This window comes from Halobacterium rubrum, from assembly GCF_021729015.1.
Taxonomy (GTDB): Archaea; Halobacteriota; Halobacteria; order Halobacteriales; family Halobacteriaceae; genus Halobacterium; species Halobacterium rubrum.
Genome location: NZ_JAJQQZ010000002.1, coordinates 460,629 through 478,537 on the forward strand (window position 1 = coordinate 460,629; position 17,909 = coordinate 478,537).

Sequence of the window (17,909 nt, forward strand, 5' to 3'; positions counted from 1 at the left end):
GGATGTTGAGTACGGTGGCGCACGTTCCGCTGCCAGACAAGGAGAAGTCCGTAGCGCTCTTCAGGGAACCACAGACGTCAAACGAACCTGGCGAGCGTGACGCTGCGGTCTGGCCAGGATTACACGAAAGTCTAGGACTGGTTCGAGCGGGTGTCTGAGAGGGTATTGAGTCTGAAGTTGAGATAAGCTTCCAGAAGTAGTCTCCGAGAGAAATTGCAGCCACAACTACTCGTCGCTTTTTTCGGGCTCCCCGCCATCGATATCGTCTAAACTCGCCTGTCCGTCGCCATTACCTCCGTCTGTCCCATCATCGACCTCGTCCTCATGATCATCGTCGAAATCCCCTGCATAATGTTCTGCTAAGTACTTTCCTACGGTAGAAAGCGCAAATTGACCGTTACCAGCTCGGTAATAGGGAACAAGTTCGTCCCAATCGTAGATTGGACTCTCCAGCCAATTCTTCGCATTCTTCCGATTGGCGTCGTCGTCCAGTTCCGGAAGGACATCTTCTGGTGATGCGCTCCCTTCCCGAGCGACCACCAGAAACGGGGTGTACTTTTTCGAATCTACCAGGCGTTCCCAGCGTTTCTTGACCCTGTCAGTCCGGTCAAGCCGATCCTCACTGAGAGTCAACAGTGTATGTTCCATATCCAACTGTTCTATATCACCTATATCGTTTAGGTCGTCTGTATTTTCAATGCGGTTCTGGTCGAGAATCAACGAGTCCTCTTCCTTCCCGTACAAGGCGTGTGTAAGTCCATTCAGAACCGTCGGTGAAAGCCACGTACTATCGAATTCGAAGTCTTCGGCAGCAGCTTTCAGTAAGTCTTCCCGAAGTTCATCGACCTGTTGAGCTGACTGTTTGAGTGCATCGAGCTCGTCCTCCACATCGAGGATTTTCCGGTCCACTCGTTGAACGATTCCGCTGTCCTCCCCATGTTGTTCCACGAACTTCTCACGGCGCTGCCGTAGTTCCGACAAGCGGTCCTCCAGTACGGCTCGACGCTCTTCGTCAATTTCGTGGTTCAATGCGTCTAGGTATTTCTTTGCGAGTGGCTCGGGGCCAGATTTAGTTTCATTCACTGCCATCACCCGTTTTTTCTTCGCTTATGTCATCAAAGCTGAATTGCTTGTCTTCCTCGACCTCTTCTTCAGGGTCTTCAGTTTCTGGTTCCGCTTCGACCGTCTCTAGACCAAATTCTCTCGACGTATACTCACCGAGAAGCGAGAAGGTCCACTCTCCGTCCTCCCGATAATAGGGATGATACTCGGAGCTCGTAATCACGTAACGCAGGTTTGCTCCGGGATCATCTGGACCATCCTCGCCAAGTTTTTCGCTGATGCCCCCCGCACTAAGCGGCGAATCGGAACGGGCGATCGTTCGGGTGATCGGGAGAACCTTGTCCGTGCTCATCTTCTCCCAGACCTCGTCAATCGTTTCGTTCGAATCTACGGCGTGTTCGGCGACCACGTGGACGTTCTTTGCGATTGTCACCATGTCCTTCTTGGACAGACTGTCCGTATCCTCCGGAATTGCGTGGTCGCCGATGAGAATACGGTCCCGTCGCTCACTGAGGAGTGCATGTGTCAAGGCCGAGATGACTGTTTCATCAATCCAGTCACCTTGTGGTGCGAACTCCTTACTGGTGCGGGTGAGTAACTCAGTACGTAATTCTGATCGGCGTTCCCCTTGTTCCGAGATTTTCTCCAACCGTTCTTGGAATTCATCCCGCTCCTCAACCGCCATCTCGTGCATCGGGGTTCCCTCCTCGAACTCATCGGCTTGTTCCTGCCAGTATTCGAGCTCCTCCTGAACCTCGTCTGTGCGGGAAGCCGCGTCACCGTTACATGCGTCGAGATACTCTTCCGCCAACTCAACGACGTCCTCCGGGAATTCCTCACTCATCAGTATCACTCCCCTGTCCTGCGGCCGTCTGGTTCAGTGTCCGCTGGCTCTCGGTCCTTTCTTCAGAGGCTCCGACTGGTCCTTTCGCATCGTCTGCTTCTACCTCCGCGTATTCTTTTGCGAGGTATTTTCCCGTGGTAGATAGCCGGTAGGTTCCGCTTTCGCGGTGGTACGGATTGATATCCAACGTAGTCGCATTTTTTAACCGGTTACGCACAGTCTCCCGTTTGAGATCATCGTCATCAACACGCCCTAGCACATCATCTGGTGTTGCTTCCCCAAGTTTGGCGACGGTCCTGAATGGATGTTCCTTCGTGGTTCCGGCAATGGAGCCCCAGACATCGGCCACGTCTTCAGAACCCCCCAACTTATCCATAGCTAACTTGCGAACGACATCGATGATGTCGAAGCGAACGAGGTCATCTAGATTCTCAGCTTCATCAGGGCCGGTTATCTCGGTCTCTTCCACCACTAGCACTGAATCCCGTTCTCCGATAAGCGCTTGATTCAGAGCCTCGATCACTTCGGGTTTGAGCCATTCCTCGGATAGCGTGAATCCGGTAGCTGCTTCCAGAACCTGCTCTCTGAGTTCTTCGGGGACTCTCTGTGCCTCCTCAAGCTGCTTGACCCGCTCTTCGGCCTCCTGTAGACGCTCGCCCAACTCCTGAGTCGCGGGGTCGGACTCGCCGTAGTCGGACTTAAACCGCTCGTACCGTTCTCGAACCTCCGATAAGCGCTCTTTCGCCCCCTCTAGTTCCTCCTCATTGACCTCACTCTCCAGCGCCGAGAGGTAGTCCTCGGCAAGCTGTCCGATTGGCCGTTCGTCCTCCGTCATGCTTCCACCTCCTCAGGGAGGTCAGGAGCCCCGTAGTGCTCGCAATAGGCCTCAATAACTCGTTCGCCCATGTCGGTCAACGAGAACTGGGAGTCGGACTTCTGAAGATACGGATCGTTATCAAGGACGTAGTAGAGGCTGCCGCGAAGCTCGCCACTCTCGACGCCAATCTGATTCTCAAGTTCGCCTTTGGTGAGCGATTCACCAGACTGTTGAAGCACATATAGCGTCCTGATAATCTTCTCGTCCCGATCGTGGAGGTCTTCCACGTACTGCTCGACATCAACCATCATGTTGGCTTTTGACCGCAGTCCTTCGATCCGGTCCATCGCCAGATCCATCGCCTCATCAACATCTGCCGTTTCGACCCGAACCGCGTCGGTGTCGATACTTACAGGGTCTCCACTCAGATCTTCCTCCAACGCCATTTCGATCGCCTCAATGACCTCCTGAGGAATCTCGTCGGAGTACGGGAACTCAACCCCATTCTCTGTAGCGTCAATCGTCTCGTTTAATGGGAATTTGACGTCAACTAACGACTTCTGTAGCTCCTCTCGCGTCGTTTCCAGTTCGTCCTCTGATTCAGACAGACTCGACCGCAGCTCGTCAATTTTCTGAGTCTTACCAGAGTTATCCTGGTCGTCTGCGACGCTAGAGAAGAATTCGCGCGCTTTCTTTTCCGTTTCTTCAGACCCGTTGCCGAACATCTCTGACTGAAGATTCTGCAGGCGCTCCCGTTTTTTATGAACGTCCTCCTGCAGATCGATCAGTCTCTTTGCCCGCTCAATTATTTCAGCTTCCATACCCACACTACACATGCGGAAGTACAAATAATTATGCTCTGCATCCATTCCCATGCTGTTCCATGCTCTATACGAAGAGAATATGCGGGGGGGCGGTGGGAGTGAGTAATGGACAGTTACTTTCTACGAAACTGACGCCACGTCGCTCAACGAATCTTCAGTTGTAGCATCAGTCCAAGAATCGGTTGATGCGCATCAATGAGAGCGCACACTTATGAGGCTCCCTCGTAATCCCTGCTACATACTGAATAATGTCTGAGCAATCTGACCCTCCACAGGGACGGCAGGAGCGAACAGAACTCCCCATCGAACGCGGGTTCCCAATTGAATTGGTGAACGATATCGGTGAAAAGGAAGGACGAGCTAAGCAGTGGTATCGCCCCATTTATACTATGCACAAGTGGTGGGCTCGCCGTCTTGGTTGTGTGTTCCGGGCGGTTTCTCTATATTCGCTTTTGGATAATGAATCAGAAGTCCAAGTTTCCGATCCTTCACAGGAAAATGAAAAGCTAGATAGTTTCTCCTCTTCAGCCGAGACGATCCATTCGCTTGTTGAATCTGTTTCTTTGGATGACCCGGTGGATCTGTGGGAACTCTACCCGAAGGACGTGAATGTAGAGGGAAAACGTGTTTTAGATCCATTTATGGGAGGGGGGACCTCCCTAGTAGAGGCTTCTAGATTTGGTGCCGAAGTTGTCGGGAATGACCTCAATCCTGTTGCTTGGTTTATTACTAAAAAGGAGTTGGAGGCAGGTCAAGCTAATGTTGAAAAGCTAGAGCAAGAGTTTGGGAAAATCCAGGACCGAGTAGCTAGTAAGATAACACAATATTACGAGACTACCTGCCCGAATGGCGGTCACCGTGCGGATGTTATGTACTACTTATGGGCAAAAGAGTTGGATTGTACGTCCTGTGGGGAGATGGTCCCTCTGTTTAACGACTTCAGGGTAGGGAAGGGCCGATACGATAATAAGGACAAATACCACGTCTACTGTCCCGAATGTGAATCTGTGATTTTGGTTGATGACTGGCGAGAGGAATGCACTTGTGACTGTGGATATACTTTTGTACCGGAAGAAGGGACGGTATCTGATGGAAAATATTCTTGCCGGTCCTGTGGTCAGCGATATGGAATTATTGACAGAATTGGCGAAAGAGGTGGGTTTGACAAACGTCTGTATGCCATCGAATATTACTGCCCCACCTGCGACAATGAAGGAAGAGACAAAGAGGAAATAAAGTCCTACAAACCAGCGACCGATGATGACCGGGAGCTATACCAAGCTGCTAAAACAGAGTGGGAAAACAGCGAAGACCTTACCAGATACGTCCCAGATGGACAGATTCCGGTGGGGATTAAAACCGACAGTTCTGCTTTTGATGGAGGAATTGGTGGCGGATTTAACGTCCTGAAGAAGGGTTATGAGAAGTGGGAGGATATGTTTAACAGCCGTCAGCTACTCTGCTTAAGCTCCCTCCTGAAGGAAATAGATCAAGTTGAAGACAAGTCGGCGCGTGAGTACCTCCTTCTGGCATTCACCGAGTCCCTCAATTATAACAGTATGATGATTGGATATAACGCAGGTCGAAACCATTCTGTTAATATGTTTAATACTAATTCGTTTGATCCGCCTCACAAGCCTGCGGAAGGTAACGTATGGGGTACTGAGTACGGTATCGGAACATTCCAATCCACTTGGAAGATGATTATTCGGGGGTGTGAATATGGTCGGTCCCCAACAGAGCGCTATATGAAATATCCTAAAGAGGATGGAAAGCCTGAGTTCATTACAGACCCGTCCTTGTCTGAACCAGATACCGTGGAGACAGGCGAATTCAAGACGTCAATTGGTCGCGATTTCACGCTCCATTGCGGGGATATGCGTGATTTAGAAACTGAAGAGCTGTTTGATGCAGTGATAACTGACCCACCCTATTATGATAATGTCATATATTCAGAACTATCTAACTATTTTTATGTCTGGCAACGCCTCATACTTCAAGACGAGTATGGTGAATTCGAATCGGAGCTGACCAATAGCGAGTCCAGTATTGTAGCAAACCCTGCTGAGGGGAAGGGGGCTGAAGAATTTGAGTCGGAGATCAAGCAAGGATTCGCCAATATCAAAAGATTGTTGAAAGATGATGGTGTGCTATCCTTCACATATCACCATAGTGACTCCGAGTCATGGGGTGAATTGCTGGAAGCATTGTGCGATGTTGGATTTGAGGTGACTGCTACGTATCCCATTAGCGCAGATCAAGTGAAATTTGGGAACAACGTAATTGGAAAAGCGGTTTCGTTTGATATCTTAGTCGTTGCTCGCCCTACGGAGGAGACGACTGCGATGAGCTGGGACTCCCTCCGCCGCGAAATATATCGGACTGCCAGACGGACTCGTAGGAGACTTGAAGAAGATCGAAATCTCTCACAAGGCGATATTGGCGTGATGGAAATGGGTGACTGTTTCCGAGAATATTCCAAGCACCACGGGAAAGTTCAGCGGGATGGTGAAATAATGAGTGCGAAGGATGTCGTCCAAGAAATCTACGGCATCATCCAGGATGCTAGTGACATTGGTGTTGAAGATGTGTATGTTGATCTGTTGGATACGGACAATCCTTCGTACGACGACGTCAATAAGCTTTGTCGCGGAACTAACGCCACGCCCGAGGAGCTGAAGGAGATGCGTCTATACAATCAGGACGACGGCTTCGAACTCGGCACCTGGGACAACGAGAAGCGCCAGGCGTACATCCAGGAGCGCGTCAACGGCGACGACGGCGAACACCTCTCGAACCTCGACAAGCTCCAGTTCCTACGCTACCGCTACGAGAAGGGCCAATCCGTTCAGAACTACGTCGAGAAGTGGGACGTCAACGATGACCTGCGTGAGCTCGCCGGCCGACTCGCCGACGTGACCGGCGACGAAACGTACACGCGAGTGCTCGGAGACCGCGACATCACGAGCTACTGACGGAGAACTCCACCATCGGCGTCGGGCCACCGATCCCGATTCGACCGTCTCTGGCAACCACATTTTACGTTCTCCTCCGTCGTTGAGCAGTCTATGTCGCGTTCTGAGACGACCGTTGTCGGTGCCGACGCGTGCCCCGTCGGATGGTTCGCGACGGTGATCGACGGCAGTGAAATTAGAACAGAGACCCACGAGGAGTTCACCGACCTCTCCGAGAAGTACTCCGATGCGGACCGAATTCTCGTTGACATCCCAATCGGGCTTCCGGAGACCAGCCGCCGTCGCTGCGACGAAGAAGCCAGTGATCTGCTTGGTAGTCGAGGGATCTCAGTCTTCTACCCACCATGTCAAACTGCAGCCGAAATCACGGACTACCAGGAGGCGAGCGACGAACACCGCGACCAAATCGGCCACGGACTCTCGCAGCAAGCACACAACATCGGAGAGAAGATCCTGCAGGTCGCTGACGTCGTCGGAAAGCGATACGACGGGGTAGTACGCGAGAGTCATCCCGAACTCTGCTTCGCCGCACTGAACGGACAGCCGATAGCCTACTCGAAGTCGTCAGCCCCCGGCCGTGGCCTTCGGATGGAGTTACTCGATAACGAACTCGACGACGCCAAAGCCCTCTATCGGGATGCGTGCGATGACTACCTGCGCAAGGAGGTCCGCAGAGACGACATCCTCGACGCCATGGTACTGGCAATCGCCGCAAAAGAGGAAGACCTGACCACGGTCCCAGAGAGTCCCTCGCAGGATGAACCCCGAATCTATTACCCGGACTTCGACGTCCCGGTACTGGACGGCAATTGAAGCCCAGAACTACGCTTCCGATCCTGCGCTGGACAGCATCGACAGCAGGTGCCGTTTGATCCGTTTTCGCCGCTCTGTCACGAACTGGCCGAAGTTTTCTAATTTGTGGTACTCCGGATCCTCAGGGATGAAGTGGCGCTGATAGAATCCTTCGTTCTGGTTCCGAACCCAGTCTTGGAATGACTCGTCCTGCTTCGTTTCGTTCTCGTTCTCTGTGAGTAGCTGGAGGTTCGCCAGTTTATCGCGCTCCTCCGTGAACTCGGCAATCTTGCTTTCAGGGAGACCCCGATCTCGAAGGTTCTCTTCTTCCAGTTTCGATGTAGGGAAGATGTGGTCCTGGTGGTACTGGACACTCCCCCAATCGTTCTCCGGGTAGAGCAGGGTGAGAGCGAGGAAAGTACGCTTACCTCCCTTCTCATTTTCCAAGACGTTTTCGGCGATTTCCTCGTTAAAGCCGACGACCTTGTTGAGCCCCTCAACCGCTTCGTTGATTTCCTGAAGCGGGAACTGTTCTCCGTCTGCCTTGCTCAGTTCGTCCCGAATAGTCCTAAGAACCGTGTCAGAATTCCCACTGAGTGTTCCGTTCAGAAGCGTTGTGAGCAGCCACTTCTTCATCGCCTGTTTGGTCTGATGATACTCTTCCGCGTTCTGCTGCAGGTGGTCTACTGTCAGCCCGGAATTCTTGAAGTAATACGCAAGTGGGATGACAGCGTTGCGACTTGTGAGCGTATTCTCGTCAATCCCGAACTGGTTGACTAGTGTTGCAGCAGCCTTGATTGCCGTCCGAATTGACTCCCACTCGTTCTCTATTTTGGAGACGTTTTCTCGGTTGAATTGTCCAACCCGGTACCGAACTGGGAGGTCGCTGAGCACGAGACAGGACTTGAGGAGGAAATCCTTGTCATAGTTGTTAGTCGAGGGTAGCTGCGTGTTCAGATAGTCGACGAAGGACGTCAGCTCCTCCCTCGCATCGTATTTCTCCCAGTTCGCTGTTGCAATCGACAGGAGTAAATCGGACTTCTGGAGCTGGGTTCCGCCATCATTTGTCCGGATGAAGATATCGAGGACCCTGTCGATGTTCTGTTCCTTTTCCTCGAAATACGTGATGTAGGCTTTGTCGTGAATCGCCCGCCAGAGTGCCCGGAGATTTCGACCGACGTTTCGTTCACGCTCTCGGTCCAGGTGGTCGGCGTACTGGTCTTTCACCTCGAACACGAGGTCCTCCTGGTCCTCGTTCTTCGGGTAGTTCAGAATCGCTCCTGCTCGGAACCACAAATCGTCCCCCCGTGTAACTACTCGTTCGTCGTACTGGTCCATCGGCAAGAACGCGAAATCGTATCGAGATTGTCGGTCTCCATCTTCAGAGAGCTCCTCTTCCGGATTCGAGGTGATGTTGAGATACAGCCGGGATTTGTTCCAGGCGTCCTCGTTCCGGTACCACTTGTAATCCTGTTTGTAGGTGTACGTCCCCTTCAATCCAATGTAGAACGAGGAGAGCCGTTGTTGACCGTCGAGAATCAGCTTGAGGTCTCCAGCACCATCGGGAACCACCTCGGAGTTCCGGGACTGAGCGTTCGTGTTGATGTACTTCGTCGTGGTGATGTAGTCCTTGATGAAGCCGTACATCTTGTACTCGTCCCGGTTCTCGTCGCGAATATCCCAGTAGAGAAACGTACCAATTGGGTAGCCCTGAAGGACCGAATCAAAGAGATCAGTAATTTGATCGCGTTCCCAGACGATTTCTCGTTGGATAGCCGGTAGAAGATAATCTTCGTTCTGAATATGGTGAACTGCCTCCGAGATCGTCACGCGCTGATCATACATGGCTGATAATGTCTCCGGGGACTCACTAATAGCTTCTTAGCAACCTATAGAGAGAATGCCGCTACAAGCGCTTCATTGGCGAAGTGGTAAACTGAGTTTGAAACTAATTCAGAGAGGTGGCTTCTAGAGAATGGCGTTACGCAGGAGAGACACCTAGCAGCACATGTTACTTAATGCAGCAGTGGGAAAGATTTGCTAAGAGATGGCAGGACCAGGCCAAATCCCCGGACGGTACAATATTATTCTCGAAGGGAAGTATGAAGGATTTGATCATCAAATGCCTGTAGAAGAGTTCATTCAACGCCTGAAGGAAGACAATGTGCCAAACAAGGTTAGCGTGGTCGGACTGGGGCAGGCGTTCACTGATGGGGACCTGATAGACGAGCTCGCCCACGAGATGGATCGCCGAGCAAACGATTTGGAATACCAAACGCCGACCGTCCAGTTCGTCGTCGAGGGGTCGTTCCATCGGAGCGGGAAAACGTACGATCTGAGACACGACAATAATCTATACCCCTTGCAAGATGTATTCGGTCCACAGCTCGAGCGGAAAGAGGACGGTGACTGGCTCGTCGCGCCGTTCTGAGTTTAGAAGAGGCCTGGTTCGGTTTTCTACAGATATTTCCTTATACCGGTTCGGAGACTCCCAGCCGCGTATAGGTTTATTTAATGATGCGCAATACGCTCTTTACACGCAAATGGCAGACATTCACTACGAAACTATTGACAGCGGCGGAGTGTACCTCATCGATGAGATATCACAGCGTTTTCTCGTATACCTGCATCTTCATGGCGGTTCACCCCCTGACGAAGCGATGAACCCTGTCGGAGTCTCGCAAAAGTCGGAGATACACACGCGTGTGAACGAGAATCTCGGTTCTGAGGCGGCTGGGCTGGTTGAAGAACATGAGTTCGTCAGAAATACATTAACTGGTGAACAAGACGTCTTCCACTATCGACTAACGGATGATGGAGAATCGTTTGTGTATAATCATAAGGCATCGCTCTCGTTGCCCGCCGATCTTACGGAGTTAGCAGAGAAAGTAGCAGGGCTTCGTGTTGATCTAGATGATCTCCGGGATATTGGGGATCGAGTTAGAGACCTTGAAGCGCGGCTTACAGAGTTAGAAGAACAACAGTAGCACGCCTCAAAACACGCACTTATAACAGCTTTAACGGCCCTTCTTTCTCTACCTCACCTGACCCGTCTATGAAGTAGAGGTCGATCCATTCCTTTCCACGATCTCGGCAGAATACGGGAATGCAAGTCGTTGTATGCTCGTATCGACGGTCGCAGCGAGTTTCAATTTGCTCTCGAGTCCAACCACCGTCCTGCTCCAGATCATACCGGTTCCGGACATTCCAGGAGTGCTCGTCGGCCGCAGCCTTGAGGACACGAAGGGAGAAATCTTGAGTGTCCTTGAAGGTGAACGGCCCGCTCATTTCCTTCGCCTCGCTGAGATCCGTCTCCTCGACGCCATCAAGGCAAAGCTGATTCTCTGCAACGGCACGGAAAGCATCTAATTCTGGATTCTTCTCGGCGAAAATGTCATGCAGGTACGTGTGGAGAACATCGTCGTAGGCTGAGAGGGAGAATTCCCCTTTGGGTGAGACGATTTCCAGTTCAGCTCCGGTCTGTGTGACCTGCCGGCGCTTCGGCTCAAGCAATGGACAGAGAAACGCAAGCCGATCAGAGTGGAGAAGGTACGCATAGCTGAACAGCCGTGAACGTGATGGCGACTCCTTCACTGGATCGTGGCCTTCTGCATAATACTTCGAGTCGAGCACGGCCAGCGTTTCATCGCCTTCCTCTACTGCGTGATCGGGTTGATGATAGACCTCATTTTCTCCTTCGAACGGGTTGACAGACGGCGACCTGACAGGAGTGACGTCGTCCAGCGTTTCCAGATGGTCGTAGGATTTCACGTTCTCGAGCTGGTTCTCTATCACCACCTGGGAGTACTGCTCAAACAGTGACTCCATGTTGAGCACGTAATCCACGACGAGGTCGCGGTCCCCCTCTGTCGTGGGAGTGCCGAGTGATGAGGCCACTAGGGCCTTTGAGACTTCGATAGCTTGCTGGTAGTAATGGCGCTGCTTCGGAAGGTCTTGTAGTGAGAAACGCCGATAATCGGGGATCCGGCGTCGACCACTACTTACCTCGAGTTGCTCGAGGTGACGCACTTCTTGGTGGATTTGTGAGAAGATGTGGTAGTACGCCTGGTGGTCGTACTTCTCCTCATACTGCTGAAAGAGCCGAAGGAGGTGCGTACCCGCGTAGTGGAGGAGAGAGTTCGCCGGATTGTCGTAATTGACCTCTTTCAGTAGGCAATGCTGCGTAGGTCGACCCTCTGCCTGATTGACGAGTGATTGACCGATGTCGATGACGCCACGCGGCTGCTCCAGATCAGCCCGTCGCGTCTCGAGGCGGCGTACGAAACCATTGCGATGGATATCTTCGAGACCATTGAGATAGTTGATCGCGAGAATCAGGAAGACGTCCTCAAGATCGACGTCATCGGTACGGAATTCGTCGAGAGGAATGCCGTGGTACTCGACAGACCGTTTTCGTCCGTGAACCGCCAGCAGCATGTCGAAGATGTTGTCCCAATCGATTTTTGGCTCGATACGAAGGTTCGCTCGCGGGGTCAGGCTAACGATGCCAACGTTGTCCCGCGCAGTTACATGCATCACTGGGCCGTCAAGGCGCACGCGAACTACCCGGTATTCCTTGTCACTATCGTCAAGAGAGGCCTGGGTCTTTACGAAGATGTTGTCGGCTTCCTGATCGAACGATGCACGGCGAAGCTGGTCGTCGATAGAAGGAGGACAGCCCTCGATGCGAATCTCACCCCGTTCTGGAACGCTGAACGTCCCAGGTTCGTAGGTGTACGATGCGTCGATTTCCGAGATGCTCATTGCTCGTACGAACCCATCTGACGGCGCTCAGCTTCGAGCTCTCGACTCGCGAGTTCTGCCGCAGGCCCGAGGTCAAACTTCTCGAAGGCCTTGTCTAGGGCCCGATAGTGCTCTTCGATCTGCTCGATTTGTGGGAAGGCTGCAGAGTTCAGTAGCCTTGGGACGATGAATGTGCGGAACGCCTGTCCGACAGCTTCCTCGGGGGCATCCATGTACAGCTCTTCGTCTTGGAGTGCTTCACGCAGGAAAACGGTCACGTCGCGATAGTGCATCGGGCCGAATCGCATGATTGGGCCACGTGACGCCTGTTCAGAACCGTTATTGATGCCGTCGTAATCTGCTTCGAAGAGTTCCAGCAACTCGTCGTTGTCGATGAGTGGAATCTCGCCAAGGTTCGACTCGATCCAGTCCGTGAACAGTGTCTTCCGGTCTTCATCCTCGTACTCGTCGAGTTCCACCATCGCAAAGCGGCGAGTGATCGCGTTATCTAGTTCGTTGACGGTCCGGTCAGACATATTCATCGTGCAGATGATGCTCAGGTCCTCGTCGAGCTCTATCGCCTCACCGTCGTCAGTCTCAATCAGCGTCTGATTACGATTTTCAATAGCTGTGTAGAGAGGTCCGAAAATCTGGGAGATATCCGCGCGGGTAATTTCGTCCAGAATGACGGCGTAGGGGATTTCGAAATCACGAGTTCGCTTGACGCCCGATGTCACTGCGCCCAATTCGGTGTGGTAAGTAATTGAGCTCATCCGGGAACCAGAGAGATTCGGCCCGATGCCGCCGACGATGTCCTTTGCCGTCCAGGATGGTGTCGCAGTGTGAAGCGAATAGCCCACACAGTGACGGAGGGCAAGCTGCTTTGCAAACGTCGTCTTGCCCGTCCCAGTCGGCCCGTAGAGAACGACCGGTTTACCCGTTTTTAACGCAGTCCGTGCGTTCCGCTCGACATCCTCTGGAACGAGAATTGACTCCGGTGTATCGTCTCCCCGAGTTATCACCGTTCTCTTGAGATCCCGAGACGCCTTAGGAGACTTCAAAACTGCCCGTCGGATAGGACCTACACCCTGCCCTCCTTCGTGGTGGATGTCCAGTTGTTGCTCCAGGATGAGATACTCTAGGACATCCTCACTGTCAGCAGACTCAATCGCCTCGACTACTTGGTCGTCAACAGTCCGGAGGACGTTGAGGTTCTCCTTTGCATCATCGAGGGAGTAACCATCGCCCGAAGACGTGTTCATTACCCCCAGGTACTGTTGCGTGATTTAAAAGTGTGCGTGGTGAGGTTAGATTGGTTTGACATCTGCAACAACGCGGGGTCAAGCATAAATCTCACAGAGATCATCAACAATACCAAGGGACTGTTCCGCATCTAGTTAGAGGTAGAAACGTCCCTAATAGAGTACGGCATGCCGAAATCGTGTTCCTATTTAGCCTAGGAGTGGCACTTGGTAGATTCTCTCAGTGTAGAAATGGTGCGGATTCCCGTCTCCGCCCCCGTTTCCCCATGGAACCTATCCGTCGACGGAATCGTGGTCAGCGTTCAGTCCACGGCTTACCGTTGCTGGCAGGGGCGGTGCGGCGGGCTTCCAACGCCAGCACCGGTGACGCTCGTATCCGAACCTAGCTTTGCCAGTGAGTTAGCTGTTACTCCCACACCGAGGAATCACCAGGCGTCGCGAACTGACTCGGCACGGTCTTCCCGACGACGACGTTTCGAGCGTGGGTCGTAGTGCTTTTCGAGAGTTTGAATCGAGACGTCGAATCGCTGGCTGGCGAGATCGGGACGGAGGCCACCACTCAGGTGATGGACAATGGCTCCTCGTCGAATCGCGTGGGGATAGTACGAGTACGGACACACGGCTACGTCCGGGTCACAATCCCCCTCACAGTCTGTCGAATCCGAGTCACTAGGGTGCCATCGGCAGCTCGTTGCCTCGTAGATGGTTCTCCGGAGCGTCGACTGAGATGCTCGCCCCTGACTGGTCGTGAACAGTGGGTCGCGGCCATAGATATCTGTGACGTCTTCGCGCTCGTACTGAGTGTAGAGGACGAGCGCTTGGGTGGCAGCATCGTCGAGGAGGATGTTGCGTTCGCCGTCGCCGCCACGTCCGTGATTCTGGCTGCCATTCTTCAGACGCGTCCCCTTCTCGGGGCGATGACGCACACGGAGCTCGTTGTTTGCGGGGTCGAAGTCCTGGAGGTCGAGTGAGTGAAGCCCACCGATTCGGAGAGCAGAATTCCAGAGCAATTCGAGCACGGCGTGTTTGAGAGAGCCGCGGCGTTGCTGGCGGAGTCGTTCGAGAATCATGTCGGCCACGGTGGTGGGGAGGGCCTCGTCGCGAGCGCTCGGTTCGAGCCCGAGTTCGTCCTTGTCGAGGATGCGGTAGACTCGCTCTGGACAGTGGCCGCGTTTGTTGAGCCAACGCAGCCACCCCCGGACGTTCTTCGTGTGCGTGAGAATCGTCGCGTCAGAGTCGTGGGTCGCCTGGAGGGCGTCGACGTACTGGTCGAGGAGGTCGGGTGAGATTCTTGCTGGAGTGGTGACGTCGTGGCCTGTAGCGAAGTCAATGAAGGGTGGGATGGTGCGTTTGTACTGAGCACGCGTTGCCGGGCTTCGGTCCTGGCGACGAGACAAGAACTGCTCGTAGAACTCCGATAGCGAACGAGTGGGACTCGAGGATGGGTCCTCATGCTCTGTATTGGTGGCGAGTTCGAGTAGTTCCTTGATGGCCTGGGGGTCGTCGGTTTCGGCAAGGAGCTCGGCTAGGTGCTCCGTCATTGGTTTTCCACGACCTCGTTGAGGGCGACTCGCCAGACGTCACTCGGGACGACCGTAGGGGGTTTGTCTGGAGAATCGAGATCCTGTCTTTGCGAGTCGTCTCGAATGGCTGCATAGCCGTGGGCGGCCTCACTCGCCTGTTTGACTGACCGGCGGAGGGTGGATGTACTGGCCCGTCCGTGACTGGTCGTGAGTAGTGGCTGGCAGTCGCTGGTTCGAGGATTCTTGTGTTCGTGCTGGAGGTAGGTCTCGAGCACCTCGACGACGTCTGGTGGAAGTTGAGTGGTGCGTGTCTGCTGAAGTCCTGTTCTAGCGACGATGTACGTGTCCGAGATATTGAGGTGAGCTGCCCTTGATTGAGTGAGGTCTGATTTGTCGAGTTGTCTGACTTGCTCTGGTCTAGCCGTCGCCGCGAGAATGAGTTCGACGTAGACGTGGGTTCGAGTGCCGTATTCGCGCTCCTGGAGATAGAGGACTAGGTCTTGCACTGAGCGACGAACTGCCGGACTAGGGTTTACACTGAACTCGTCGACGAGCGTCCGTCGCGTTGCCTCGCCGCAGGAGACATTTTGGAGGATTGGAACGAGAGACATTCGGAGGATGTCGGGGCATTCACCGGTGTGATACGCGCCGTAGTTTAGAATCGTATAAATATGGCCGACGACCGAGTCTAGAGTTAGATTTGCCTCGTAGAAGAGATGTTCAGTGAAACCTCCTACGAGGTTCGCGAGAGGGATGTTGTTCCCTTCGTCGCAGTGCCATGAGACGAACTTCTGCAGCGTATTCTGGTGAGAGTAGAATGTCGGTTCTGCGACCTCCTGCCGGAGAGTCCCGAGGTATGTATCGACCGAATCAGTAATAAGAGATGAGGGGGACTGCTCCCCTGCCGAATTGCGGGAGCGAGTCAACGCTGACCACCCTTATTTTGGGTGGAGCAGCGCTGAGGAGGGAAATACGCGACCCAGTACCCACTGAATGCCCATCCCGCGTCGAATATGCGGAGTTATTGGAAGCGTAGTGGGTACTCAGTGACCACTGGTGAAGGAATACGGTCATTGGAAGCCCGGAGAAATCTAGAAAACGGAATCAGTCTATGAAGTCAGGAAGGCCTGAGAATTTTTCCTCTATCTCATTCCAATGTCGCTCTCGTGCCTCATCATAATGCTCCTTTGTAACCTCAGTTGTGGAATGGTCAAGTGCGAAACTTCTAGCCTCTCTACTCACACCTGACTTTGCTAAGAGTTCGTTGAACGTATGTCGAAGTGTGTGAACGTCAACCCTGTAGACACTCCGATAGTCCTTGTCAGTACCCCAGATCTCTTTCTGTCGTTCAGAAAGCGGGATTTTATCGATCTCCCGCTGTATCCCAGCCCGGTCCGCAGCCTTGTGAACGATTCTGCCTATTTGGTTCACTCCAAGGCGCCCTCCCTTCTGACTGGGAAAGAGATACTCGTTGCTATCTTCAACCCCTAACGAAGGTCGTTCAATCTCAATCCAGCGACGCAGAAGCATCGTCAGCTCAGAGGGAATATAGCCGCTATAATTTCCACCAGATTTAGTGTTGGTGATATTTACTCTTTGATTTTCCAGATCTACATCGTCAATTTTCAATTTGGCTATATCCCGGTTCCGAGGGCCAACCTCCACCGCGATACGAATTATAAGCAAATTTCTGCGAGATGTAACGGCGTTAAGAAACTTCTTAAGTTGTTTAGCTGTGAGTGCTCTGCGCTCAAATCCTTCTTCAGTCTCATAGTCTGAAGGGTCAATCGCATCAATGATGAGGGCCCTGCTCGTTTCTGCCTCTTCCTCGCGGTATAATTCGATGTGGTGAAATAAGTTGCAGATATTTTTTCTATAAGTTAAAAAGGTACTGTCAGTAATGTCAATCCAGCAGAGTTCGACAAAGAACCTATCAACGTCAGCCAATTCCGCACTGGAAACGCATTTATCGCGATTATAGAGAAATTCTACGAATCTTGCCATGTATCCGGATTGATCTTTCGCAGTTTCAATCGATATCTTGGAGTCTGCGTTCCGAACTAGATAATCAATAGCATGACCACAACGCGGCTCATGGTTGAGATACGAATCGCGAATCCGTTTCCAATCAGATCGAGATCGCTCGTCAGCAAATGTATTACAATTTGAGTTAGTTAATTCAACCTCGACAGTAGTTTCTTCATTCTCCTGACCTCGAAGTGATTCACACCCGAAGTAGGGTTCCACTCTGTACCAATCCGGTATGCGGTTGTGCTCTTTGGTCATTAGTTTATTGAGTATCAGCGGGGGGAGATGGGCGGTACAATGCACCGTATTCCCCTGCCTCAATGGACACCAATCCTTGCTCGATCAGTTCCTCAACGCTCTCTTGGACACGCGACATCTGAATACCGGAGTTCTCCACGATCTCACCCAGAGAAAGTGGAGGGTCATCTGAGATAGCGTCGTAGACGCGCTTATTAATCTCAGAATCTGCGGGGGAATAGTCCCCGTTTTTACCAGAAGCTGTCTCGCCGTCCCAACCTTTTCCCTGATGGGTAGGAGGACAAACTACGGAGTGAATCTGCGAAACTTTCTGTTCCAGTTCATCAACTGAGGACCCCATGTCCTCAACCTCATCCTCGAGATCCTGCAGTTTCTGTTCGTCATCAGTCGTTACCGACTGATGGAGGTCCCCAATGGCTACTCGAACCGCGTGACTACGATTCGGGTATCGATACGAGACTATCTCATCTAGTAATTCGTTGTGGTATTCTGTGATGGTGAAGGTGTACCTATCAAATCCCACGTCCTCTGACGAGTCTGAGGTCTCCATCTACAATTCACCTCTGGACCAAAATCAGGAAACCCGACCTAGCTACCATGGCATCCATCGTCTTCTGTCGAGTGTTCGTTTCTAAGTCGCGGGGGTTAACCACGCGACCATTGGGCACCCATACCAACACACCGGATACTGTGTGATATCCGATACGAATTCTCATGGTCGTAATTCCCGTTTTGGTCCGCAGTTATTCACGGACGCAAACTTCTTCAGTGTACCGACCAC

Annotated in this window: 15 protein-coding genes; 4 read left to right on the forward strand and 11 right to left on the reverse strand. The window is 52.6% G+C overall.

The genetic code is table 11. The features are described from left to right. Positions 1 to 225: 225 nt before the first annotated feature. The 4 genes from LT971_RS09855 to LT971_RS09870 are packed head-to-tail and all read right to left on the reverse strand — an operon-like array spanning position 226 to position 3,544. Positions 226 to 1,089, reverse strand: coding sequence for a V-type ATP synthase subunit I (locus tag LT971_RS09855; RefSeq protein ID WP_237006759.1), 864 nt, complete (start codon positions 1,087 to 1,089; stop codon positions 226 to 228). Next, on the reverse strand, positions 1,076 to 1,906 hold the full coding sequence (locus LT971_RS09860; RefSeq protein WP_237006760.1) for a hypothetical protein: 831 nt from the start codon (positions 1,904 to 1,906) through the stop codon (positions 1,076 to 1,078). The genes LT971_RS09855 and LT971_RS09860 overlap by 14 nt, the downstream gene beginning before the upstream one ends. Then, a complete protein-coding gene (locus LT971_RS09865; RefSeq protein WP_237006761.1) occupies positions 1,899 to 2,741 on the reverse strand; it encodes a hypothetical protein in 843 nt (280 codons plus the stop codon). The genes LT971_RS09860 and LT971_RS09865 overlap by 8 nt, the downstream gene beginning before the upstream one ends. Beyond that, complete coding sequence (locus LT971_RS09870) at positions 2,738 to 3,544, reverse strand: hypothetical protein (protein WP_237006762.1); 807 nt, start codon at positions 3,542 to 3,544, stop codon at positions 2,738 to 2,740. The genes LT971_RS09865 and LT971_RS09870 overlap by 4 nt, the downstream gene beginning before the upstream one ends. 251 nt (positions 3,545 to 3,795) lie before the next feature. On the opposite strand from LT971_RS09870, the gene LT971_RS09875 reads away from it, so the two are divergent. Together LT971_RS09875 and LT971_RS09880 are read left to right on the forward strand one after the other, a co-directional pair. Then, positions 3,796 to 6,522 carry a DUF1156 domain-containing protein gene (locus LT971_RS09875; RefSeq protein ID WP_237006763.1) on the forward strand — a complete coding sequence of 909 codons (2,727 nt, stop codon included), beginning with the start codon at positions 3,796 to 3,798 and terminating at the stop codon, positions 6,520 to 6,522. 93 nt (positions 6,523 to 6,615) lie between these two features. Then, entirely contained in the window at positions 6,616 to 7,335 is a 720-nt protein-coding gene (locus LT971_RS09880; RefSeq protein ID WP_237006764.1) for a DUF429 domain-containing protein, read from the forward strand. A gap of 9 nt (positions 7,336 to 7,344) precedes the next feature. On the opposite strand, the gene LT971_RS09885 is transcribed toward LT971_RS09880, so the two are convergent. Next, on the reverse strand, positions 7,345 to 9,159 hold the full coding sequence (locus LT971_RS09885) for a DUF262 domain-containing protein (protein WP_237006765.1): 1,815 nt from the start codon (positions 9,157 to 9,159) through the stop codon (positions 7,345 to 7,347). A 202-nt stretch (positions 9,160 to 9,361) separates the two neighbouring features. Here LT971_RS09885 and LT971_RS09890 point away from each other — a divergent pair, with 202 nt between their 5' ends. Together LT971_RS09890 and LT971_RS09895 are read left to right on the forward strand one after the other, a co-directional pair. Further along, positions 9,362 to 9,745, forward strand: coding sequence for a DUF8076 family protein (locus LT971_RS09890; RefSeq protein ID WP_237006766.1), 384 nt, complete (start codon positions 9,362 to 9,364; stop codon positions 9,743 to 9,745). Positions 9,746 to 9,857: 112 nt separating this feature from the next. Continuing rightward, positions 9,858 to 10,301 (forward strand): hypothetical protein, encoded by a 444-nt coding sequence (locus tag LT971_RS09895; RefSeq protein ID WP_237006767.1) that lies wholly within the window; start codon positions 9,858 to 9,860, stop codon positions 10,299 to 10,301. 19 nt (positions 10,302 to 10,320) lie between these two features. On the opposite strand, the gene LT971_RS09900 is transcribed toward LT971_RS09895, so the two are convergent. The 6 genes from LT971_RS09900 to LT971_RS09925 all read right to left on the reverse strand — a co-directional run bounded on the left by LT971_RS09900 (position 10,321) and on the right by LT971_RS09925 (position 17,678). Further along, positions 10,321 to 12,072, reverse strand: a complete 1,752-nt coding sequence (locus tag LT971_RS09900) for an McrC family protein (protein WP_425293278.1) — start codon at positions 12,070 to 12,072, stop codon at positions 10,321 to 10,323. Positions 12,073 to 12,074: 2 nt separating this feature from the next. Continuing rightward, positions 12,075 to 13,319, reverse strand: a complete 1,245-nt coding sequence (locus LT971_RS09905; protein WP_237006769.1) for an AAA family ATPase — start codon at positions 13,317 to 13,319, stop codon at positions 12,075 to 12,077. 425 nt (positions 13,320 to 13,744) lie between these two features. Beyond that, on the reverse strand, positions 13,745 to 14,860 hold the full coding sequence (locus LT971_RS09910; RefSeq protein ID WP_237006770.1) for a tyrosine-type recombinase/integrase: 1,116 nt from the start codon (positions 14,858 to 14,860) through the stop codon (positions 13,745 to 13,747). After that, positions 14,857 to 15,768: a site-specific integrase gene (locus LT971_RS09915; RefSeq protein WP_237006771.1), complete on the reverse strand. Its 912-nt coding sequence runs from the start codon at positions 15,766 to 15,768 to the stop codon at positions 14,857 to 14,859. Before LT971_RS09915 ends, LT971_RS09910 begins: the two co-directional genes overlap by 4 nt. A gap of 178 nt (positions 15,769 to 15,946) precedes the next feature. Beyond that, positions 15,947 to 16,846, reverse strand: a complete 900-nt coding sequence (locus LT971_RS09920; protein WP_237006772.1) for a tyrosine-type recombinase/integrase — start codon at positions 16,844 to 16,846, stop codon at positions 15,947 to 15,949. Positions 16,847 to 17,132: 286 nt separating this feature from the next. Beyond that, complete coding sequence (locus tag LT971_RS09925; RefSeq protein ID WP_237006773.1) at positions 17,133 to 17,678, reverse strand: helix-turn-helix domain-containing protein; 546 nt, start codon at positions 17,676 to 17,678, stop codon at positions 17,133 to 17,135. Positions 17,679 to 17,909 lie beyond the last annotated feature (231 nt).

Bases quoted from the DNA above. Each gene is read 5' to 3' on its own strand.
- LT971_RS09855 (WP_237006759.1), bottom strand. From the start codon at position 1,089: ATGGCAGTGAATGAAACTAAATCTGGCCCCGAGCCACTCGCAAAGAAA.
- LT971_RS09860 (WP_237006760.1), bottom strand. From the start codon at position 1,906: ATGAGTGAGGAATTCCCGGAGGACGTCGTTGAGTTGGCGGAAGAGTAT.
- LT971_RS09865 (WP_237006761.1), bottom strand. From the start codon at position 2,741: ATGACGGAGGACGAACGGCCAATCGGACAGCTTGCCGAGGACTACCTC.
- LT971_RS09870 (WP_237006762.1), bottom strand. From the start codon at position 3,544: ATGGAAGCTGAAATAATTGAGCGGGCAAAGAGACTGATCGATCTGCAG.
- LT971_RS09875 (WP_237006763.1), top strand. From the start codon at position 3,796: ATGTCTGAGCAATCTGACCCTCCACAGGGACGGCAGGAGCGAACAGAA.
- LT971_RS09880 (WP_237006764.1), top strand. From the start codon at position 6,616: ATGTCGCGTTCTGAGACGACCGTTGTCGGTGCCGACGCGTGCCCCGTC.
- LT971_RS09885 (WP_237006765.1), bottom strand. From the start codon at position 9,159: ATGTATGATCAGCGCGTGACGATCTCGGAGGCAGTTCACCATATTCAG.
- LT971_RS09890 (WP_237006766.1), top strand. From the start codon at position 9,362: ATGGCAGGACCAGGCCAAATCCCCGGACGGTACAATATTATTCTCGAA.
- LT971_RS09895 (WP_237006767.1), top strand. From the start codon at position 9,858: ATGGCAGACATTCACTACGAAACTATTGACAGCGGCGGAGTGTACCTC.
- LT971_RS09905 (WP_237006769.1), bottom strand. From the start codon at position 13,319: ATGAACACGTCTTCGGGCGATGGTTACTCCCTCGATGATGCAAAGGAG.
- LT971_RS09910 (WP_237006770.1), bottom strand. From the start codon at position 14,860: ATGACGGAGCACCTAGCCGAGCTCCTTGCCGAAACCGACGACCCCCAG.
- LT971_RS09920 (WP_237006772.1), bottom strand. From the start codon at position 16,846: ATGGCAAGATTCGTAGAATTTCTCTATAATCGCGATAAATGCGTTTCC.
- LT971_RS09925 (WP_237006773.1), bottom strand. From the start codon at position 17,678: ATGGAGACCTCAGACTCGTCAGAGGACGTGGGATTTGATAGGTACACC.